At 66.6% G+C, this 20,411-nt stretch carries 21 protein-coding genes and 2 riboswitches; of the genes, 10 read left to right on the top strand and 11 right to left on the bottom strand.

From position 1 onward, the window contains the following. The first annotated feature begins 120 nt into the window (after positions 1 to 120). Positions 121 to 1,353 carry a hypothetical protein gene (locus EYZ64_RS08825; protein WP_135453098.1) on the top strand — a complete coding sequence of 411 codons (1,233 nt, stop codon included), beginning with the start codon at positions 121 to 123 and terminating at the stop codon, positions 1,351 to 1,353. A gap of 218 nt (positions 1,354 to 1,571) precedes the next feature. Here the strand turns inward: EYZ64_RS08825 and EYZ64_RS08820 are convergent, their stop codons facing one another. Next, on the bottom strand, positions 1,572 to 2,423 hold the full coding sequence (locus tag EYZ64_RS08820; protein ID WP_353653673.1) for a nitronate monooxygenase: 852 nt from the start codon (positions 2,421 to 2,423) through the stop codon (positions 1,572 to 1,574). Positions 2,424 to 2,453: 30 nt separating this feature from the next. Next, positions 2,454 to 2,518: riboswitch (guanidine-III (ykkC-III) riboswitch) on the top strand. 12 nt (positions 2,519 to 2,530) lie between these two features. Here EYZ64_RS08820 and EYZ64_RS08815 point away from each other — a divergent pair. Beyond that, positions 2,531 to 2,848, top strand: coding sequence for a DMT family transporter (locus tag EYZ64_RS08815; protein WP_135453096.1), 318 nt, complete (start codon positions 2,531 to 2,533; stop codon positions 2,846 to 2,848). On the opposite strand, the gene yhjD is transcribed toward EYZ64_RS08815, so the two are convergent. The 3 genes from yhjD to EYZ64_RS08800 are packed head-to-tail and all read right to left on the bottom strand — an operon-like array spanning position 2,845 to position 5,345. Beyond that, complete coding sequence (gene yhjD / locus EYZ64_RS08810; RefSeq protein ID WP_135453095.1) at positions 2,845 to 3,861, bottom strand: inner membrane protein YhjD; 1,017 nt, start codon at positions 3,859 to 3,861, stop codon at positions 2,845 to 2,847. The genes EYZ64_RS08815 and yhjD overlap by 4 nt on opposite strands. Positions 3,862 to 3,881: 20 nt before the next feature. Beyond that, on the bottom strand, positions 3,882 to 4,898 hold the full coding sequence (trpS, locus tag EYZ64_RS08805) for a tryptophan--tRNA ligase (protein ID WP_135453094.1): 1,017 nt from the start codon (positions 4,896 to 4,898) through the stop codon (positions 3,882 to 3,884). Between the two features lie 24 nt (positions 4,899 to 4,922). Further along, positions 4,923 to 5,345, bottom strand: coding sequence for a MarR family winged helix-turn-helix transcriptional regulator (locus tag EYZ64_RS08800; protein ID WP_135453093.1), 423 nt, complete (start codon positions 5,343 to 5,345; stop codon positions 4,923 to 4,925). A 68-nt stretch (positions 5,346 to 5,413) separates the two neighbouring features. Between EYZ64_RS08800 and EYZ64_RS08795 the strand changes: the two genes are divergently transcribed. Continuing rightward, positions 5,414 to 6,031, top strand: a complete 618-nt coding sequence (locus tag EYZ64_RS08795) for a TIGR03086 family metal-binding protein (RefSeq protein ID WP_502702943.1) — start codon at positions 5,414 to 5,416, stop codon at positions 6,029 to 6,031. On the opposite strand, the gene EYZ64_RS08790 is transcribed toward EYZ64_RS08795, so the two are convergent. Continuing rightward, positions 6,022 to 6,813, bottom strand: a complete 792-nt coding sequence (locus tag EYZ64_RS08790) for an exodeoxyribonuclease III (protein ID WP_135459905.1) — start codon at positions 6,811 to 6,813, stop codon at positions 6,022 to 6,024. The genes EYZ64_RS08795 and EYZ64_RS08790 overlap by 10 nt on opposite strands. Before the next feature lie 99 nt (positions 6,814 to 6,912). On the opposite strand from EYZ64_RS08790, the gene ephH reads away from it, so the two are divergent. Continuing rightward, positions 6,913 to 7,746, top strand: a complete 834-nt coding sequence (ephH, locus tag EYZ64_RS08785; RefSeq protein ID WP_135453091.1) for an epoxide hydrolase EphH — start codon at positions 6,913 to 6,915, stop codon at positions 7,744 to 7,746. Between the two features lie 129 nt (positions 7,747 to 7,875). Here the strand turns inward: ephH and EYZ64_RS08780 are convergent, their stop codons facing one another. Beyond that, positions 7,876 to 10,116, bottom strand: a complete 2,241-nt coding sequence (locus EYZ64_RS08780; RefSeq protein ID WP_135453090.1) for an NADP-dependent isocitrate dehydrogenase — start codon at positions 10,114 to 10,116, stop codon at positions 7,876 to 7,878. 276 nt (positions 10,117 to 10,392) lie between these two features. Then, positions 10,393 to 10,512: riboswitch (SAM riboswitch) on the top strand. A gap of 184 nt (positions 10,513 to 10,696) precedes the next feature. On the opposite strand from EYZ64_RS08780, the gene EYZ64_RS08775 reads away from it, so the two are divergent. The 3 genes from EYZ64_RS08775 to EYZ64_RS08765 are packed head-to-tail and all read left to right on the top strand — an operon-like array spanning position 10,697 to position 13,904. After that, positions 10,697 to 12,028 carry a bifunctional o-acetylhomoserine/o-acetylserine sulfhydrylase gene (locus tag EYZ64_RS08775; RefSeq protein ID WP_135453089.1) on the top strand — a complete coding sequence of 444 codons (1,332 nt, stop codon included), beginning with the start codon at positions 10,697 to 10,699 and terminating at the stop codon, positions 12,026 to 12,028. A 20-nt stretch (positions 12,029 to 12,048) separates the two neighbouring features. Continuing rightward, positions 12,049 to 13,179: a homoserine O-acetyltransferase MetX gene (gene metX / locus EYZ64_RS08770; protein WP_135453088.1), complete on the top strand. Its 1,131-nt coding sequence runs from the start codon at positions 12,049 to 12,051 to the stop codon at positions 13,177 to 13,179. Continuing rightward, on the top strand, positions 13,176 to 13,904 hold the full coding sequence (locus EYZ64_RS08765) for a class I SAM-dependent methyltransferase (RefSeq protein ID WP_135453087.1): 729 nt from the start codon (positions 13,176 to 13,178) through the stop codon (positions 13,902 to 13,904). Before metX ends, EYZ64_RS08765 begins: the two co-directional genes overlap by 4 nt. On the opposite strand, the gene EYZ64_RS08760 is transcribed toward EYZ64_RS08765, so the two are convergent. Further along, positions 13,901 to 14,407, bottom strand: a complete 507-nt coding sequence (locus tag EYZ64_RS08760; protein WP_135453086.1) for a winged helix-turn-helix transcriptional regulator — start codon at positions 14,405 to 14,407, stop codon at positions 13,901 to 13,903. The two genes, EYZ64_RS08765 and EYZ64_RS08760, sit on opposite strands and share 4 nt — an antisense overlap. A gap of 80 nt (positions 14,408 to 14,487) precedes the next feature. Here EYZ64_RS08760 and EYZ64_RS08755 point away from each other — a divergent pair, with 80 nt between their 5' ends. Next, a complete protein-coding gene (locus EYZ64_RS08755; RefSeq protein ID WP_135453085.1) occupies positions 14,488 to 14,907 on the top strand; it encodes a nuclear transport factor 2 family protein in 420 nt (139 codons plus the stop codon). Here EYZ64_RS08755 and EYZ64_RS08750 read toward each other — a convergent pair. Together EYZ64_RS08750 and EYZ64_RS08745 are read right to left on the bottom strand one after the other, a co-directional pair. Further along, the gene (locus EYZ64_RS08750; RefSeq protein ID WP_135453084.1) at positions 14,897 to 16,441 is read right to left on the bottom strand and encodes an FAD-dependent monooxygenase; all 1,545 of its coding nucleotides are present in this window, start codon (positions 16,439 to 16,441) and stop codon (positions 14,897 to 14,899) included. The genes EYZ64_RS08755 and EYZ64_RS08750 overlap by 11 nt on opposite strands. Further along, positions 16,438 to 17,061, bottom strand: coding sequence for a TetR/AcrR family transcriptional regulator (locus EYZ64_RS08745; RefSeq protein WP_135453083.1), 624 nt, complete (start codon positions 17,059 to 17,061; stop codon positions 16,438 to 16,440). The genes EYZ64_RS08750 and EYZ64_RS08745 overlap by 4 nt, the downstream gene beginning before the upstream one ends. Positions 17,062 to 17,269: 208 nt before the next feature. Here EYZ64_RS08745 and erm point away from each other — a divergent pair, with 208 nt between their 5' ends. After that, positions 17,270 to 18,010, top strand: coding sequence for a 23S ribosomal RNA methyltransferase Erm (gene erm / locus EYZ64_RS08740; protein ID WP_135453082.1), 741 nt, complete (start codon positions 17,270 to 17,272; stop codon positions 18,008 to 18,010). On the opposite strand, the gene EYZ64_RS08735 is transcribed toward erm, so the two are convergent. Both EYZ64_RS08735 and EYZ64_RS08730 read right to left on the bottom strand, forming a co-directional pair. Then, positions 18,007 to 18,300: a DUF3017 domain-containing protein gene (locus EYZ64_RS08735; RefSeq protein ID WP_036440671.1), complete on the bottom strand. Its 294-nt coding sequence runs from the start codon at positions 18,298 to 18,300 to the stop codon at positions 18,007 to 18,009. The genes erm and EYZ64_RS08735 overlap by 4 nt on opposite strands. Continuing rightward, entirely contained in the window at positions 18,297 to 19,148 is an 852-nt protein-coding gene (locus EYZ64_RS08730; RefSeq protein ID WP_036445663.1) for a bifunctional methylenetetrahydrofolate dehydrogenase/methenyltetrahydrofolate cyclohydrolase, read from the bottom strand. Before EYZ64_RS08730 ends, EYZ64_RS08735 begins: the two co-directional genes overlap by 4 nt. A 37-nt stretch (positions 19,149 to 19,185) precedes the next feature. Between EYZ64_RS08730 and EYZ64_RS08725 the strand changes: the two genes are divergently transcribed. After that, positions 19,186 to 20,409, top strand: a complete 1,224-nt coding sequence (locus EYZ64_RS08725) for an NADH:flavin oxidoreductase (RefSeq protein WP_135453081.1) — start codon at positions 19,186 to 19,188, stop codon at positions 20,407 to 20,409. Positions 20,410 to 20,411 lie beyond the last annotated feature (2 nt).

The following is a 20,411-nucleotide window of genomic DNA, read 5'->3' as shown; positions in this document are numbered from 1 at the left end:
CTTCGCCCCTACGTCACCGCCGGCATAGCGCTGGCCGGCGCCAGCGTCATCGCGGTCAGTCCGATCAGCCCCGTCGCACCGTCGCTGCCCGACATCCAAGTTCACGCCTCGTCGACGGCGGTGGACCTCACCGGCGTCACCAACCCCGTCGGCGACCCCATCACTGCGTTGATCGAGGTCCTCACGAGCACTGCCCAAAATGCGGCCGCGCTGGGCGGGCAGGTAGTCGACAACGGCGCGCCCGTCATGACCCAGGTGCTCGCCAACCTGACCGGTTACGTCCAGACCTACGGCACCGCACTCCAGAACACGGGCCTTGGACTCGCGATGTGGCAGACCAACAACCAGTGGATGCTGGACTATGCGTACGAACAGCTCCAAGCGGGCCAGATCGGTGACGCGATCAGCTATTTTGTCTACGCCGTGTCCGGCATAGCAACGGCGATGTTCCCGATGCTCGACACCCTGAAGATCCCGGGCGCGATGGCGCAGAACTTCGCTGATGTGGTTCAGGCCATACCAGGGGCAGTCACGATGATCGGGCTGAGCACCATCATCGCGGCCCAGTCGCCATTTCATGCGTTTGGGCGTCAGGTGCAAGGCCTTGCCGACGCGGTGAACGCCGGCGACCCGGTCGCCGCGGCGAACGCTGTGCTGAACATTCCCGCCGCGATGACGGGCGCCCTCCTCGACGAGCTGCTCAAGCCATACACCACCGAGCTTTCGACCGGACTTGTCGGCGCTCTGGTGGTGGGCGTCCCCAAGATCATCGCGGAGGTGCTCAAGCCCCCGGCTTCCCCGGTCGTACCCGCAGCCGTGGAATCTGCGCCCGGCACGTTGGCGGCCGACACGTTGGCTACCGTTGCGCCACCTGCCACGGAAACGCCGGCCGTCGAGGCCAACACCACCACACCCAAGGCATTGCCCTCAACCGCGGATCAAACGTCCGCGCCTTCTGAACTCGCCGCCAAACAGCTCGCGAGCGGTGTGACCGACACCGTTGACAGCCTCACCAGCGCTGCTGCATCGGCGTTCAATGCGGTGAAAACCGTGACCTTGAAAGTCGATCCGAAGCCCGCTGCGACCGAGACTCCGGCTGCCAGTGAGCCTTCCGCAGACGGCGTCACAGCCGGCACCAACACGGGCGCCGACGACGATGCGTCGGACGCGTCAAACGCCAAGGCCACCAAGGTATCCAAGAAGGAAGCCGCGGAAACCAAGCGGCAAGCCCGGCAACAAGCCAGGGCAGATCGCCAGCAGGCGCGCCAGGAAGCGAAGACAGACAAGCACGAGTCCAACGCCAAGAAGAGCCCCGGCGGCAAGCACCGCGCCGACAAGGGCAGCGACAGGTAACCAACCTCAGGCCGGGCGCTCCACAACTGGTGAGCTCCTCCCGTTCTTCTGGGAGGAGCCCATCGCGTGCATTCGGCGGTTGCCCGGGTTCCGCACGCCGGCGGCGCCTGCCAGCTACTGGTGATCAATTTGCCGGTTTGCCTGACACGCAATTGCCGCTCAAGTTAAATACATCCCGGGCCTGCCAATCCGCCGCCGCTCTCGGCGGTTTGGCAGGCTCACCCATGCCAACGCCCGAGTAGCCGCTCCGCCCCTTCGGACAGCGATCGGATGACCTCGGCCGCGCCCGCCTGCCGCCGCACCAGCCCCACGCCCTGCCCCGCGTTGACCGGCGATCCGCGCAGCACGCGCTCGGGGATGGTCTCCGGCCACCGATATCCGGCGGCGACGTCGTATTCGGTGGTCAGCTCGGTCGCCTCACCCTCGGCAGCCAGCAGGGCGTCGCGCGCCACCCGGGGCGTCAGTGCCTCGGCGCATGCGGCAAACGCGGTGCCGACCCAGGCGGCGCCCGCCCCGGCGGCCAGCACTGCAGCGACCGCCCGTGGCGAGGAGATTCCGCCGGCCGCGAGCACGGGAACGTCGACGGCGTCGAGTACCTCGGCCAGCAGCGGGAGCGTGCCCATCGTCGGCTCACCATGACCGCCGCCCTCGGCTCCGCGCGCCACCAACACATCAACACCGACATCGACCGCACGGCGGGCCGCATCGACCGTGGCCACCTGGGTCGTCACCGTCAGGCCCGCGTCGTGCGCCCGGCGCACCCAATCCCAGTCCTGCCCGAAGCTCACGCTGAGCAGCGCCGGACGGGCGGCCACCGCAACGTCGAACAGATCCGGCCGATCCTGGGTAACCCAGTGCACCAGGCCAATTCCGAATCGCTGGCCATCGAGTTGCGCCAGTTCGCCGGTCAACTGTTCGGCCGTCGCCGAACTGCCCATCCCGACCATGCCCAGGCCGCCTGCGGCCGAGACCGCAGACGCCAGCCGGCCTCCTGCCGCACCGCCCATCGGCGCGTTGACGATGGGGACAGTGATGCCGATCGACCGCGACCAGGTGGTTGCCAAGCTCACAGCCTGCAATTTTACGTCGTTGTTACAATGGAACTGCCACCAGATGGCACCGGACGAGGCGCACCCGTACCCGGCCAGCGAAAAGACGGGGTGTTTGGAGGTGTGCCATGGCCTGGTTGATTCTCGTCGTCTCAGGTGTTCTCGAAGCCGTATGGGCGACCGCCCTGAGCAAGACCGAAGGCTTCACCCGCCTGGTTCCGTCAGTCGTGTTCTTTGTGGCGCTTGCGTTCTCGATGGTCGGACTGGCCATCGCGATGCGCAGCCTGCCCCCTGGCACCAGCTATGCGATCTGGGTGGGCATCGGCGCGGTGCTCACCGTCGGCTACGCAATGATCACCGGCGCCGAATCCGCTTCGGTGATCAAGGTGGTGCTCATGCTCGGTGTCGTCGGCTGCATCGTCGGCCTGAAGGCCGTCAGTCACTAACGCCGCAGTAGTCGCGAAAGCCCGAGAGCACCAATGGCTCCCATCGCGGCCGCGGCCAAAGCGCCGGACACCCCGATCCCCTCGTGGACCTGCACCCTGGTGACGATCTGCGCGGGGTTCGGTGGTGGCACCGGCGCCTCGGCCAGGCTCTCCGTGGACGTGGCGGCCCAGGCCGTCGCGAACAGGATCAGCCGCGCGGTGACGTAGGCGAACACCATCAGGCCCAGCACCGGGCCGAACGTCGCCCCGGCAGGTCCGTTCAGCACGGACTGCAGGTAGATCGACGCCACCTGCTTGAAGATCTCGAAGCCCACCGCCGCCAGCAGGCCGGCCCGGATCGACCGGCGGAAGGGCACCGGTTCGCGCGGCAACCGCGAGATGATCCAGCTGAACAACAGCCACGAGATCGAGACCGACACGACAATCGATATGACGCGCAACCCGCTACCGAGCAGCGCGCCGTCGTGAAAACCGATCCAGTGCAAGACTTTCCGCATCAACGCGGGGTCACCGAGCACGGTCAACCCGATGGTGATCACCATCGCCAGAAATGCCGTCACAAGGGCGAGCAGGTCCGAGAGCTTGTTGCCGACGAAGCTCGATTCTGTGTGTTGCTCCCACATCTGGCTGAGCGCCTCGCGCAAATTGGCCATCCAGCCGAGGCCCGCCCACGCCGCGGTCGCCAGGCCGATCACGCCGACCGTGCCGCGCGAGGCGATGGCCGAGTCCATCAGCGTCACCAGTTGCTGGCCGAGATCACCAGACACCGCTTGACGAATCCGCTCCTCGATCTCGTCGAGCAGATCAGGCCGCCGCGACAGCAGGAAACCTCCGGCAGCGAAGCCGACCATCAGCAGCGGGAACAGCGCGAAGATCGTGAAATAGGTGATGCCAGCGGCGTAGAAGTTGCCGTTGCAGTCGTTGTAGCGCTCCTGCGCCCGCATCACGTGGTCGAACCAGGGAAAGCGCGCACGCACGCGTGCCAGTAATCCCGGCTTCTCGGGCTCGTCCACCGCCAACCCCTCCCCGGTGCTTATGGTGTTTGCTGGAGAAACCCTATCCTGTCGTAAACCCGGGCGAGGGTCTTCCCTGCGACCTCCCGGGCGTGTTCGGCTCCAGAGGCCAGAACCGACTGGAGCTCGGCCGGGTCATCCAGCAATTCGTCGACGCGGGTCTTGATCGGCGTGACGAACTCCACCACGGCCTCGGCGGTCTCCTTCTTGAGATCGCCGTAGCCGCGGCCGGCATAACCTTCGACCAACTTGTCGACATCGGTACCGGTGACCGCGGACTGGATGGTCAGCAGGTTCGAGATGCCCGGCTTGTTCTCCTGGTCGAACCGGATCTCCCGCTCACTGTCGGTCACCGCCGAGCGGATCTTCTTGGCCGTGGCCTTCGGGTCGTCCAGCAGACTGATCAGCCCGGCGTCACTGGCCGCCGATTTGCTCATCTTCGCCGAGGGGTCCTGCAGGTCGTAGATCTTGGCGGTGGCCTTGGGGATCATCGCCTCGGGCACCACGAAGGTGTCCGGGAACCGGGCGTTGAATCGCTGCGCCAGGTCCCGGGCCAACTCCAGATGCTGGCGCTGATCCTCCCCGACCGGAACCAGATCGGTGTCGTAGAGCAGCACGTCGGCGGCCATCAGCACCGGATAGGTGAACAGACCTACGGTGGTGGCGTCCGCACCCTGCTTCTGTGACTTGTCCTTGAACTGCGTCATCCGCGACGCCTGACCGAAACCGGTGAAACACCCCAGCACCCATGCCAATTGGCTGTGCTCAGGGACGTGGCTCTGAACGAACACGGTGCTGCGCGCCGGGTCGATGCCGAGCGCCAGGTACTGCGCGGCAGTCACCAACGTGCGCCGGCGCAGGGTCTCGGGATCCTGCGGCACGGTGATGGCGTGCTGGTCGACGACGCAGAAGAACGCCTCGTAACCGTCCTGCAGCTGCGCCCAGTGCGTGACGGCACCCAGGGCATTGCCGAGGTGCAGAGAGTCAGAGGTGGGCTGGGCGCCCGAGAATACGACCTGTTTGCTTCCGCTACTCATGATGATCTGATTTTCGCACTGGCGTCATCCGGATTCTTCGCGGGTCAGCTGCTGCAGCACCCGCAGGAACACTTTCCGATCATCGGCCGTCAGTTCACCCAGCCAGTGCTCCTCCCCGCGCTGGATCTCCCGCTGGACCGCATCCTTGATCGCGCGGCCCGCCTCGGTGATGGCCAGCAGCCGCACCCGGCGGTCGTCGGGGTCGGCCTCGCGCTCGATGAAGCCCTGCTGTTGCAGGTCATCGAGGGTGCGGATGATGCGGGTCTTGTCGGCGCCGATCGCGTCGGCCAGTGCCGCCTGCGTCCGCACCGAGGACCGGTCCAGCGCGAGCAGGACGACGTAGCCCCACATCGACAGGCCGTGAGCGTCGAGCACCGGCTGCTCGGCGGCGATCATCTCCCGCAACAGCGGGGCGAGCATGGCCGCCAGGTCGGGGCGCTTCGGCATTCGCTCATCGTAGATATTCGAGCACTGTAGGCGTTGCCATATGATGCGCTTCCGCCTATCGTATGCGTATGCCTACTACTGAAACCGACCTGCGCCCGTTGCACCGCGTCGCGGTCCTGCGCTCCGTCGAAGCCGTCGATGCTGTCCGCACATCCGACCTGGACCGTCCGACCCCATGTGCGGACTGGACCCTGGGCGATCTCCTGGCCCACATGACCGTGCAGCATCGCGGGTTCGCCGCGGCCGCCCGCGGACACGGCTCCGATGAAGCGCTCTGGAATGTGGAGACGGTGGCCGATGCCGTGCGTGCCGACCCGGTCGGCGCATACACGGCGGCCGCGCACGACGTGCTCGACGCCTTCGCCGCCGACGGGGTCACCGAGGCGACGTTCGCTTTACCCGAGTTCGGCCCGAACGCGACGTTCCCGGGCGCGCTGGCGATCGGATTCCATTTCGTGGACTACGCCGTGCACGGCTGGGATGTCGCGGCCACCCTCGGTGCGGCCTACGAACTACCGGACGACGTCGTCGCCGCGGTCCTGCCACTGGTCATGGCGATCCCCGACGGCGACTTCCGTGAGACTTCCGCCTCACCGTTCGACCGGGCCGTCAATGGTTCGGCGGCAACGGATTTCGACAAGGTCCTGCTACATCTGGGCCGGCGCCCGAACTGGCGTCAGCTGTAGCTGACCGTCACCGGCGAGTGATCCGACCACCGCAGCGCGTACAGCTCGGCCCGGTCCACCTGTGCCGACGTGGCCCTGACCGCCAACGTGGGGCTGGCCAGGTGATAGTCGATGCGCCAGCCGGCGTCGTTGTCGAAAGCCTTGCCGCGCCAGGACCACCAGCTGTACGGCCCGGCCACATCGGGATGCAGCACCCGCACCACGTCTACCCAGCCCGTACCCAACAGCTCGGTGAGCCAGGCCCGCTCGCTGGGCAGGAAGCCGGCCTTCTTGACGTTGCCCTTCCAGTTCTTGATGTCGTTCTCGGTGTGCGCGATGTTCCAGTCACCGCACAGCACCGCGTCGCGACCGTGCAGTTCCGCCATCCGCGCCGCGATGGTGGCCATGAACCGTTCCTTCTCCAGCTGACGGTCCGTCTCAGCCTCCCCGGTCGGGACATACAAGCTGGCCACCGTCACCCCCGCGGTATCCGCCTCGAGGTAGCGCCCGTGGGCCTCGAACTCGTCGGAGACCAGCAGCCGGGCCGCCTTGATGGGATGCCGGGATAACACCGCAACCCCGTTGCGGCCCTTGACATGCGGTTCGGCTGAGGCCAGGTTCCAGCCATCGGCCAAAGCCGGCGCCAAGGCATCGTTGAGCTGCTCGTCATCGGCCCGGGTCTCCTGCAGACACACCACGTCGGCCTCGGTCTCCTTGAGCCAGGGCAGCAGGCCGAGGTTGTCGGTGGACCGCTGCTTGACGGCTGCGCGAATGCCGTTGACGTTGATGGTGCTGACGGTCAGAGGTCCCGGAGATGCCACGGCCCAGACCCTACCGACCCCCGCCGACACCTACCGATACCCTCTTGCGGTACCGGCGGTATCACCTTAATGTCGGGCGACATGGCTGAACGTGCTCCCATCCACCTCGGCAGCCCCGACGGTGATCCGATCCTGCTGCTGCATCCGTTCCTGTTGTCGCAGAGCGTGTGGAAGTACGTCGCACCGCAACTCGCGCAGACCGGCCGCTACGACGTGTTCGCCCCGACGATGGCCGGCCACCACGGCGGCGCGCACGCACCCATGCTCCTCGACGTCGCGACGCTGGCCGACGACGTCGAACGCCGGCTCGACGAGCTCGGCTGGACCACGGCACACATCGTCGGGAACTCGCTGGGCGGCTGGGTGGCCTTCGAACTGGAACGGCGCGGCCGGGCCCGCACGCTGACCGGCATCGCCCCCGCGGGCGGCTGGTCGATGTTCACGCCCGCCAAGTACGAGATCATCGGCAAGTTCCTGGCGGCCCTGCCGGTGGTCCTCGCCACCGCGGCGCTGCGCCAGCAGGTGCTGAAACTGCCGCTGTCCAAGCAGATCTCATACCTGGCGGTCAGCGCGACACCCGAGGTCCTCAACGCCGGCGACCGCCACGACCTGATCGACGACGTGGCACACTGCCCCGCCTACTTCAAGCTCATGGTCAAGGCACTGACCACCGCCGGACTGATGGAGATCGGGGATTCCCATACTCCGACCCAACTGGTGATCTGCGAGAAGGACCGCGTGCTGCCGGCACCACGATTCACCCGGCACTTCACCAAGAGCCTGGCGCCGGACGCGGTGGTGACCACACTCAAGGGAGTGGGGCACGTCCCGATGTTCGAGGCGCCCGACACCATCACCGGGGTGATCACCGAATTCGTCGACCGGAACATCGGTCAAACGCGCGCGACGGGGTGATCGACCATGCGCGTAGGACATCCAGTCTGCGTACAGATCCAGAATTCGGGCGTTTTGACGATCTGAGCGCAGGCTCGGGGATCTGAGCGCAGGCTCGGCGCGGATGATGGCCGCGCCGAGCCCCAGCGGCTAGACCTTCTCGGAAGCCGCCAGCACGTCGTTGAGCGTCTTGCTCGGACGCATCACGGCGGCGGTCTTCTCGGGGTCCGGGTAGTAGTAGCCGCCGATGTCGGCCGGCTTGCCCTGCGCCGCATTGAGTTCGGCGACGATGGCCTGCTCCTGCTCACCGAGCGCCTTGGCCAGCGGTGCGAAGTGCGCGGCCAGCTCCTTGTCCTCGGTCTGCTCGGCCAGCGCCTGCGCCCAGTACAGCGCGAGGTAGAACTGGCTGCCGCGGTTGTCGAGCTCACCGGTCTTGCGCGACGGGGACTTGTTCTCGTCCAACAACTCCCCGGTCGCGGTGTCCAGCGCGGTGGCCAGCACCTTGGCCTTGTCGTTGTCCAGCTTGTTGCCCAGGTCCTCGAGGCTGGCACCCAGCGCGAGGAACTCGCCCAGCGAATCCCAGCGCAGGTGGTTCTCCTCGACGAGCTGATGAACGTGCTTGGGCGCCGAACCACCGGCACCGGTCTCGTACAGACCACCGCCGGCCATCAGCGGCACGATCGAGAGCATCTTGGCGCTGGTGCCCAGCTCCAGGATCGGGAACAGGTCGGTCAGGTAGTCACGCAGGATGTTGCCGGTCGCGGCGATGGTGTCCTGCCCGCGAATCACGCGCTCAAGCGTGTACCGCATGGCCCACACCTGCGGCAGGATCGTGATGTCCAGGCCCTCGGTGTCCTCTTCCTTGAGGTACGCCTTGACCTTCTTGCGCAGCTCGTTCTCGTGCGGGCGCTCGTCGTCGAGCCAGAACACACACGTCATGCCGGACAACCGGGCCCGGTTGACGGCCAGCTTGACCCAGTCGCGGATCGGGGCGTCCTTGACGATCGGCATCCGCCAGATGTCGCCCTCTTCGACCTCCTGGCTCAGCAGCACCTCACCGGAGTCGATGTCGACGATCTTGGCGACACCGGCCTCGGGGATCTCGAAGGTCTTGTCGTGGCTGCCGTACTCCTCGGCCTTCTGCGCCATCAGGCCGACGTTGGGAACCGTGCCCATCGTGGTCGGATCGAACTGGCCGTTGGTCTTACAGAAGTTGATCATCTCCTGGTACATCCGGGAGAACGTCGACTCGGGGTTGACGGCCTTGGTGTCCTTGGTGCGGCCGTCGGCGCCGTACATCTTGCCGCCGAGGCGGATCATCGCCGGCATCGACGCATCGACGATGACATCGCTGGGCGAGTGGAAGTTCGAGATGCCCTTGGCCGAGTCCACCATGGCCAGCTCGGGCCGGTGCTCGTGGCAGCGGTGCAGATCCTCGATGATCTCCTCACGCTGCGAGGCGGGCAGCGCCTCGATCTTGCTGTAGAGATCCGACAGACCGTTGTTGACGTTGACGCCGAGCTCGTCGAAGAGCTTCTCGTGCTTGGCGAAGGCGTCCTTGTAGAAGACCTTGACGGCGTGGCCGAACACGATCGGGTGGCTGACCTTCATCATGGTCGCCTTGACGTGCAGCGAGAACATCACGCCGGTCTTGTAGGCGTCCTCGATCTGCTCCTCGTAGAACTCGATCAGCGCCTTCTTGCTCATGTACATCGAGTCGATGACGTCGCCCGCGTCGAGCTTCACCTCGGGCTTCAAGACGATGGTCTCGCCAGCGGTGGTCTCCAGCTCCATGCGTACGTTGCGCGCCTTGTCCAGCGTCATCGACTTCTCACCGTGGTAGAAGTCGCCGTCCTTCATGGTGGCCACGTGGGTCCGCGAGGCCTGCGACCACTTGCCCATGCTGTGCGGGTGCTTGCGCGCGTACTCCTTGACCGCCTTCGGGGCACGACGGTCCGAGTTACCTTCGCGCAGAACGGGGTTCACCGCACTGCCGAGGATCTTCGAATAGCGATCGCGGATCGCCTTCTCTTCGTCGGTCTTCGGGTCACCCGGGTAGTCCGGGATGGCGTAGCCCTTGCCCTGCAGCTCCTTGACCGCGGCCATGAGCTGCGGGACCGAGGCGCTGATGTTGGGCAGCTTGATGATGTTGGTCTCGGGCAGCTGGGTGAGACGACCGAGTTCGCCGAGGTTGTCGGGCACCTTCTGGTCGTCGGTCAGGTAGTCACCGAATTCGGCCAGGATGCGGGCCGCCACCGAGATGTCACTGGTCTGGATATCGATACCCGCCGGCTCTGCAAAGGCGCGGATGATCGGCAGGAAGGAGTACGTCGCAAGCAGCGGCGCCTCGTCGGTCAGCGTGTAGATGATGGTCGGCTGCTGGGCAGTCATGGTTGCTCTCCCGGCGTCAGTCTCGGTTCGACGAGGATCACTCGTTGTCACTCGTGGTTATTCGCTGCTCTGTATCGCGGCCAGACTACAAGGGCGGGCAGCACCTCGAAGGAGCAGCTTTCATTACTGACCAGTAACTTTGGCTTGCGTCCAGGCATCAAACAGCCCCGCGCGCCCCCCGAACTGAACATGTTTCAGTCCCGCTCGTGCAGAACCGGCAAACACCCCGGACAACCGACTGGCATGGCCTCAGCGCGTTGCGATAAGCTGCAGACCGGTCATGAGTGTCAGCATCAAGCCCCGGCTTGCTGGCCGGCAACCCTCCAACCGCGGTGGGGTGCCCCGGGTGATGACCAGGTTGAGCAGTCGTTCGCGGCTGTAAGGCAAGCGCGGGTCCGAAGGTACGGGCCCCAGACAGACAGGGAAACCTGATGGAGGCCACCCATATGTATGTGTCCGTGAATTGTTGGTGTCTGCTGCCTGTCGTCGCTGACGACAGGCGCGACTCCCAGTAGCCGACCACATTTCTACCTTCCCGATCTCGTGACCCTCATCCCGTCACCGGAGGAGACACCTAGCCATGACAACCCCAGACAACGTCGCGAACTGGTCGTTCGAGACCAAGCAGGTCCACGCCGGCCAGAGCCCTGACGCCGCCACGAAGGCCCGGGCCCTGCCGATCTACCAGACCACGTCCTACACCTTCGACAGCACCGACCACGCCGCCGCCCTGTTCGGGCTGGCCGAGCCGGGCAACATCTACACCCGGATCATGAACCCCACCACCGACGTCGTCGAGCAGCGCATCGCCGCACTCGAAGGCGGCGTCGCCGCCCTGCTCCTGTCCTCGGGCCAAGCCGCCGAAACGTTCGCGATCCTCAACCTGGCCGGCGCCGGTGACCACATCGTGTCCAGCCCGCGCCTGTACGGCGGCACATACAACCTGTTCCACTACACGCTGCCCAAGCTGGGCATCGAGGTCAGCTTCGTCGACGACCCCGACAGCCTGGACAGCTGGCGGGCTGCGGTACGGCCGAACACCAAGGCCTTCTTCGGCGAGACCATCTCCAACCCTCAAATCGACATCCTCGACATCCCGAATGTATCCGCCGTGGCACACGAGAACGGTGTCCCGCTGATCGTCGACAACACCATCGCCACCCCGTACCTGATCCAGCCGATCGCGCTCGGCGCCGACATCGTGGTGCACTCGGCGACCAAATACCTGGGCGGCCACGGCTCGGCGATCGCCGGCGTGATCGTCGACAGCGGCAACTTCGACTGGACGCAGGGCCGCCACCCCGGCTTCACCACGCCGGATCCCAGCTACCACGGCGTGGTCTTCGCCGAGCTCGGTGCGCCCGCCTACGCCCTGAAGGCCCGGGTGCAGCTGCTGCGCGACCTGGGCAGCTCCATCTCCCCCTTCAATGCCTTTTTGATCTCGCAGGGATTGGAAACGCTGTCCCTGCGTGTTGAACGCCACGTGGCCAATGCGCAGAAAGTCGCCGAGTACCTGGCCGGGCACTCCGGCGTCACCTCGGTGAACTACGCCGGACTCCCCACCTCACCCTGGTACGAGCTGGGCCGGACCATCGCCCCGAAGGGCACGGGCGCGGTGCTGGCGTTCGAGCTGGAGGGCGGGATCGAGGCCGGAAAGGCGTTCGTCAACGCCCTGACCCTCCACAGCCACGTCGCCAACATCGGTGACGTGCGTTCCCTGGTGATCCACCCCGCCTCGACCACACACGCGCAGCTCTCCCCCGAGGAGCAGCTGTCTACCGGCGTCACGCCCGGCCTGGTCCGGTTGGCCGTCGGCATCGAGGGAATCGACGACATCCTGGCCGACCTGGAGCAGGGGTTCGCCGCCGCCCGTCCGTTCAGCGGCGTGCCGCAGACTGCGGCGACGGTGTAGGACGGCGAGAGAAGACCGGCATGACGATCACCGAAGAACCAGCCGTGTCCACCGTCCCTTTGCCTGCCGAAGGCGAGATCAGCGTGGTGCACATCGGTGCGCTCACGCTCGAGAACGGCACCGTCCTGCCCGACGTGTCGATCGCCGTGCAGCGCTGGGGTGAGCTGTCACCCGCACGCGACAACGTGGTGATGGTGCTGCACGCGCTGACCGGCGACTCCCACGTCACGGGACCGGCCGGCGACGGTCACCCGACCGCAGGCTGGTGGGACGGGGTGGCCGGACCGGGCGCCCCGATCGACACCGATCAGTGGTGCGCGATTTCGACCAACGTGCTCGGCGGCTGCCGCGGGTCCACCGGCCCCGGCTCGATCGCCCCCGACGGAAAGCCCTGGGGCTCAAGGTTTCCCCAGATCACGATCCGCGACCAGGTCGAGGCCGACCGGGCCGCACTGGCAGCCTTCGGCATCACCGAGGTGGCCGCGGTGGTCGGCGGGTCGATGGGTGGAGCCCGCGCGCTGGAATGGCTCGTCGGGCATCCCGAGGAAGTCCGGGCCGGCCTTGTCCTGGCCGTCGGCGCCCGTGCCACCGCCGATCAGATCGGCACCCAGAGCGCCCAGGTGGCCGCGATAAAGGCCGATCCGGACTGGCAGGGCGGGGACTACCACGACACCGGCCGGACCCCGCTGGCCGGCATGGAGATCGCCCGGCGCTTCGCGCACCTGACCTACCGCGGCGAGGAAGAACTCGACGAGCGGTTCGCCAACGACGCCCAGGGTGACGAGGACCCGACCAACGGAGGGCGCTACGGGGTGCAGAGCTACCTGGAATACCAGGGCGGTAAATTGGCCCGCCGATTCGACCCGGGCACCTATGTGGCCCTCTCGGATGCGCTGTCGACCCACGATGTGGGCCGCGGCCGCGGCGGAGTTTCCAGTGCGCTGCGGAGTTGTCCGGTGCCCGTCATCGTCGGCGGGATCACCTCCGACCGGCTCTACCCCATCCGGCTACAGCAGGAACTGGCCGAGCTACTGCCCGGCTGCAACGGCCTGGACGTCGTCGACTCGGCGTACGGTCACGACGGCTTCCTGGTCGAGACGGAAGTGGTGGGCAAGCTGATCCGCCGCACACTGGAGTTGGCACAGCGGTGAGCTCGCCCAAACAGCGTTCCCTGTCCTTCGGCTCAGAAGCCGCGGCATATGAACGCGGCCGGCCGTCGTATCCGCCGGAGGCGATCGACTGGCTGCTCCCCGAGGGAGCCCACGACGTGCTGGACCTGGGCGCAGGCACCGGTAAGTTGACGACCCGGCTCGTCGAGCGCGGGCTGGACGTGATCGCCGTCGATCCCATCCCGGAAATGCTTGAGCTGCTGTCGAACTCACTGCCGGATACTCCGGCACTGCTGGGCACGGCCGAGGAGATCCCGTTGGCCGACAACAGCGTCGACGCGGTTCTGGTGGCCCAGGCCTGGCACTGGTTCGACCCCGAGCGGGCCGTCAAGGAGGTCAGCCGGGTGCTGCGCCCCGGCGGCCGGCTGGGCCTGGTCTGGAACACCCGAGACGAACGGCTGGGCTGGGTCAAGGATCTGGGCCGCATCATCGGCCCCGAGCACGATCCGTTCAACAGTGAGGTGACACTGGCCGCGCCATTCGGCGAGATCGAACGGCATCAGGTGGAGTGGACGAGTTACCTGACGCCCCAGGCCCTCATCGATCTGGTGGCCTCCCGCAGCTACTGCATCACCTCACCGGAGAAGGTGCGCACCAGGACGCTGGAACAGGTTCGCGAGCTGCTCGCCACTCACCCCGCGCTGGCCAACTCTTCGGGGCTGGCGCTGCCGTACGTCACCGTGGGTATCCGGGCCAGTCTCGACTAGCCCGTTGAGCGGCCGAGGATGAACTCGCCAATGACGGCGGTGCCGGGGCCGGGCCGGGCCCCGGGGCCCGGGGCGGCCGTTGCCGTCGCCGCGTCGAGTTCGCCGCCGCACTGTGCACACACGGTCTTGGCCGTAGTGACGCGGCCGCATTCGCTGTGGACGATCAGCGCCGGTGGTCCGTCCGCGTCACCCAGCCATTTGTCTCCCCAGGCGAGCAGTGTCGCGATCACCGGGTACAGATCGCGTCCTTTGTCGGTGAGCAGGTACTCGTAGCGCGGTGGTGCGCTCTGGTACCGGCGTCGTTCCACCACCCCGTGGCGTTCGAGTTCGTCCAGACGCGCGGCCAGGATGTTCGAGGCGATACCGAGATCGCGCCGGATGTCCTCGAACCGCGTCATCCCTGCGAACAGGTCACGCAGGACCAGCGGCGTCCACCGCTGCCCCACCACCTCGACAGCACGTGCGATCGAGCACGAGATGTCGCTGAAGGACTGTTTCGGCACCCCTCAACCGTAGTCCATTGCAATTCGCAATGAACTACGGTTGAGTAGATTGCAAATCGCAATCCAGGTGAGGACAGGGCATGACAGCGACTACCGATTCGGTCACCGCGTTCTGCGATGCCACCCGCACCAACGACCTCGACGCGCTCGTCGCGACCCTCGCGCCCGACGCAGAGCTGGTCTCACCGCTCTCCGGCCGAATGGTGTTCCGGGGACACGACGACCTTCGGCAGCTCCTCGGCGCGGTGTACGGCGGCCTGCGAGACCTCACCTGGGACGAAGTGATCGGCGATGGCCCGACCCGCGTCGCGATAAGCGAGGGCCGGGTTGCGGGCGTCACCATCACCGATGCGCTGGTGTTCGAACTCAATGGAAGCGGGCGGATCCGACGCCTGCGTCCGCACCTGCGGCCGTGGCTTGCGACCACGGTGTTCGCGATGCGGCTCGGACCGAAACTCGTCCGCCATCCCGGCGTCCTGCGCCGCGCTCTCAGGCGCTGAGCGCGGCCATCTCGGTCTCCGCACCGAACCAGCGCTCCAGCGCCGCACGCAGCCCTTCCCCGTCGAATTCGTCTGCGGCCCAGGCGACGTAGCCATCGGGTCGGATCAACAACGCCGCGGCAGGCCGATCGGCAACGGTCGCCTCGACGACGTCCACCCGATCCTGCCAGCCCGAGACCGCGTCGGCACAGCCGCCGCCGGACAGGTCGAGCAGTACGGGACGTCCGCGGTGCAACAGTTGCGCGATCCGGCGGCCGTCGGACAACGTCAACGCCGGGACGAAGCGCCCGGACAGCCTGTGCTCATCGCCGACGTCGTAGCGGACATCGGAACCGGCAAGCACGCCGGCGATATGGGATGAGCCGTCCGGCGTCGCCAGCAGCTCACCGAAAAGCGTTCGGAGCGCCGTGACTTCGGGACCGGCAGCCATCAGGGCAGCCTGAGCCATCGAATGCATCATCACCCGCTGCCCGGCCGGCCAGCGCTCACTGTGATAGCTGTCCAGCAAACCGTCCGGCGCCCACCCCTGCACGGCGGCGGCGAGTTTCCAGCCCAGGTTCATCGCATCCTGCATGCCCAGGTTCAGGCCGGGCCCGCCCATCGCCGAATGGACATGGGCGGCATCGCCCACCAGGAAGACGTTGCCGGCGTGGTACTGCGCGGCCTGACGGGTGTTCTGACCATTGATCCGCCGCAGGGCGTGCGGCCCCGGCCCGCTCGGCGGTTGGATCGGCAGGTCGGCGCCGACCACCCGCTTCACGCTCTCGCGCAGTTCGTCGATGGTCAACTCAGGGGCGTCGTCGGGCAGGACCGAACCGTATTCGATGGTCCCGAGCATCGAGCGGCCCGCCTGGAACTCCGCATAGATCAGCACACCGCCTTCGAACCTGTTGTGACCGAACGGGATTCGACCGACACCCGGGATGTTCAGCGCACCGTAGCCGGCGCGCAACTCGTCCGGCAGGCTGATGTGGGCCACCCGCGCTATGACATCGGTGGTCAGCCCGGGAAAGTCGATGCCCGCCTTCTTCCTGACCGGACTGCGGCCACCGTCAGCCCCGACGAGGTAGGTCGCCGGCAACCGGTAGTTCCCCTCAGACGAAGCGACATCGAGAACCACGCCGTCGGATCCCTGTTCGAAATCGGTGAGTTCATGTCCCCACCGGATCTCAGCCCCCAGGCCCCGAACCCAGTCCGCCAGTTCGCGCACCACTCGGGGCTGTTGAATCAGCATGCCGTACATGGGGTTGTCCACGACGTCGGTGAACGGCACCTGCATGCCGGCGAAGATGTAGCCGTCCATTGGTTGCGGAGGCGCATCCGACCCGCTCAGCGTCTGATACAAGCCGCGAAGGTCGAGCACGCGATTGGCCTGTCCGACAATGCCATTGGCCTTGAGTTCCGGGCTGGGCTCAGCCAGCTGCTCGAGCACCACCGGCCGCAACCCGGCCAGGGCCAACTCCCCCGCCACCAGCAGGCCGTTGGGCCCCGCGCCCGAGATGACGACATCTACCCGATCTGTTGTGTGTTTCATTTCTTCCCTCCCGGTTCCGGCAGGCCCGCGGCCACCGCCGCGAACCCTTTGCGCAGCAGTGACGTGAATGCCACCGGCGGATCAGAGTTCCCGTACTCGTCCATCGCGACATCGCCGACCGCCCGGACGACGGCGGCCACGAGCCGCGGGTACATATCGCGCTCCGGATCGGTGCCGGTCCGCTCGGCGATCGCCGCGACCCACTCGTCGTTCATCCCCCGAAAGGTGGCGTCGCGAATCTCCGGGATCATCAGCAGTTTTCGAACCTCGGCCAGCTGCCGACGGGTCGGCAGCGCGCTCTCCGCACGATAGACGTCGGACATGTCGGCGTCCAACGGTTTAATCACCGATTCGGTGATCGCGGTCCACAACGGCTCGTCGGCGGGGCGCTCGCGCAGCATGTCGATGCTGCAGCGCATGCGTTCCTGCTGCCGGTATCCGAGCGCGTCGTACTTGCCGGCGAAGTAGTTGGTGAACGTGCGCAGCGAAACGCCTGCCAGGTTGGCGATGTCCTCGCGGGTGACGTTCTCCAACCCACGTTCGAACGCCAGGCTCAGCGCGGCATCGCTCAGCGCCCTGCGGGTATCGAGCTTCTTGCGTTCTCGCAGTCCGGGTGCCATGTCTTCACGGTAGACCAAATATTGCCCGTTGGGCAATATTGCCCCCTGGGCATTTCCTGTGAAAATCAGTTGAGGCCAGGCCGCCACTCTGCCTACCGTGGCAGGCATGTCAGTGACCTACATCCGCTTGCGCACCACATAGCCGGCGGATCTTCACTTCCCGGAACATCCGCCGCAGCTGCTTTGTCCCTGCGACTGCGGAGTATCCGTGTCTTCAACTCATCACGGCCGGCACGAATACGGCCAGAATTTCCTGTGCGACCGACGCGTGGTCGCCGACATCGTCAGAATCGTCTCGCACACAACAGGTCCCATCCTCGAGATCGGCGCCGGCGACGGCGCGCTCACCCTGCCGCTGCAACGGCTGGACCGGCCGCTGACCGCCATCGAGGTCGACCGGCGGCGGGCTCGACGATTGGCGGACCGAACCTCGGCCGAGGTGGTAAGTGCAGATTTTCTGCAGTACCGACTACCCGCAACGCCGCACGTGGTGGTGGGCAACCTGCCCTTTCACCTGACCACCGCGATCCTACGGCGGCTGCTACACGGCCCGGGCTGGACCGACGCCGTACTGCTGATGCAGTGGGAGGTGGCCCGGCGGCGGGCCGCGGTCGGCGGCGCCACCATGATGACGGCGCAGTGGTGGCCGTGGTTCGAATTCGGTTTGGCACGAAAGGTTTCCGCGGACGCGTTTCGACCACGACCCGGTGTGGACGCCGGGCTGTTGACCATCAAACGCCGCGGTGAACCCCTGATCCCGTCGGCCGACCGGCGCCGATATCAGGCCCTGGCACACGAGGTGTTCACCGCGCGGGGCCGCGGCCTGGCGCAGATCCTGCGACCTCACGTAGATCGGCGGTGGTTGCAGGCCAACGGAATTCAACCATCGGCACTGCCGCGGGATTTGTCCGCACAGCAGTGGGCGGCCCTGTTCGCCGCGGTGGACTAGCTGGTGCCCAGCGGGTCGATGGTCCAGGCGATGTAGAGCACCACCGCGCTCACGGTCGCGGTGGTGGCGAAGTCGATCGTCCGGCTTCGCACCACAAGCAGGCCGGCCCGGTCGTCGGTGAGCGCGAGCCGCAGCGCAGCCGCCGCACCGACGCCGATCCCGATCACCAGTGCGCCGCGGCGCCAATAGCCCGCCACCACCAAGGCGAAGGCCGCGATAAAGATCAGCCCGACCACGAGGATCGGCCACTGCCCGGCGACCACCTTCTGGACGAACTCCTTTGCCGTCACGCCAGTTTCGACTCTTCGAGCTCGACGACGTTGGTCAGCAGGAACGCCCGCGTCAGCGGCCCCACCCCGCCCGGGTTGGGCGACACGTGCCCGGCGACGTCCCACACGTCCGGCGCCACATCTCCGGTCAGCTTGCCGTCCACCCGGCTCACGCCGACGTCGACGACGGCCGCACCCGGCTTGACCATGTCCGCGGTGACCATGTGCGGCACGCCAACCGCGGCGATGATGATGTCGGCCTGCCGGGTCAGCGCGGGCAGATCCCGCGTCCCGGTGTGGCACAACGTCACGGTGGCGTTCTCCGAGCGCCGGGTCAGCAGCAGGCCCATCGGCCGGCCGACGGTGACGCCACGGCCGATCACCACGACATGGGCGCCGGCGATCGGCACATCGAACCGGCGCAGCAGGTGCACTATGCCGCGCGGCGTGCACGGCAGCGGCGCATCTTTTCCGAGCACCAGTCGGCCCAGGTTGGTCGGATGCAGACCGTCGGCGTCCTTGGCCGGGTCGATGCGCTCCAGCGCGGCGTTCTCATCCAGATGCTTGGGCAGCGGCAGCTGCACGATGTAGCCCGTGCAGTCCGGGTTGGCGTTGAGCTCGTCGATCGTCTCATCGAGCTGGGCCTGCGTGATATCGGCGGGCAGGTCGCGGCGGATCGAGTTGATCCCGACCTTTGCGCAGTCAGCATGCTTGCCGCGCACATAGGCCTGAGAGCCAGGGTCGTCACCGACCAACACGGTTCCGAGGCCGGGCGTCCGTCCCGCTTCGGTCAACTTCGCTACGCGCTGCTTGAGGTCGACGAAGATCTCGTCGCGCGTCGCCTTACCGTCCAACACAATGGAACCCACGCTCCCCATTGTGTCAGCCGCGTGGCAGGCTCAGCATATGAACACCCAGCCCAATGTGTTCACTGATGTTTTCAGTGAGGCCAAGCTCGGCCCGGTGACGCTGCGCAACCGCATCATCAAGGCCGCCACCTTCGAAGCGTCCACGCCTGATGCGCTGGTCACGGAGGATTTGATCAACTACCACCGGCTACCCGCGGCCGGCGGTGTCGGCATGACCACCGTCGCCTACTGCGCGGTGGCACCCGGTGGCCGCACTGACGGCTGGCAGATCTGGATGCGGCCCGAGGCCGTACCCGGACTGACCAAACTGACCGAGACCATCCATGCCGAGGGCGCGGCAATCAGCGCCCAGATCGGCCACGCCGGCCCGGTGGCCAACTCCCGGACCAACAAGGCCAAGGCGCTGGCGCCGGTCCGGTTCTTCAACCCGCTGTCGATGCGGTTCGCCAAGAAGGCCTCGATCGACGACATCCGCGACGTCACCGAAGCGCACGCCAACGCCGCACGGCTGGCCATCGACTCCGGCTTCGACGCGGTCGAGGTTCACCTCGGCCACAACTACCTGGCCAGCTCGTTCCTGTCCCCGCTGATCAACCGGCGCACCGACGAGTTCGGCGGATCGCTGGAGAACCGGGCCAAGGTCGCCCGTGGAGTCGTGCGCGCGGTGCGCGACGCCGTCGACAAGCACGGCGACCGGAAGATCGCCGTCATCGCCAAACTCAACATGAGCGACGGTGTCCGCGGCGGCATCCCGATCGACGAGTCCCTGCAGACGGCGAAGTGGCTCGAAGAGGACGGCGGCCTGGACGCCATCGAGCTCACCGCGGGCAGCTCTTTGGTCAACCCGATGTACCTGTTCCGCGGCGGCGCGCCGGTCAAGGAGTTCGCCGCGAACTTCAAACCCCCGATCAGCTGGGGCATCCGGATGAGCGGCAACAAGTTCTTCCGCGAGTATCCGTACCACGAGGCGTATCTGATGCGCGACGCCGAGAAGTTCCGCGCCGAGCTGAGCATGCCGATCATCCTGCTGGGCGGCATCACCAACCGCGAGACGATGGACCGGGCGATGGCAGCGGGCTTCGAGTTCGTCGCGATGGGGCGCGCGCTGCTCGCCGAGCCGGACCTGCTCAACCGGATCAAGGCCGAGGAAGCCAAGGGTTCGGTCAAGTCGCTGTGTACGCATTGCAACATGTGCATGCCGACGATCTACAGCCACACTCACTGCGTGGTGACGGGAGCCCCGGACTCACTCGTGAGCTAATA

This window comes from Mycobacterium sp. DL99 (assembly GCF_004762045.1).
In the GTDB taxonomy this organism is placed as follows: domain Bacteria; phylum Actinomycetota; class Actinomycetes; order Mycobacteriales; family Mycobacteriaceae; genus Mycobacterium.
This window is presented reverse-complemented; position numbering and strand designations above follow the sequence as displayed.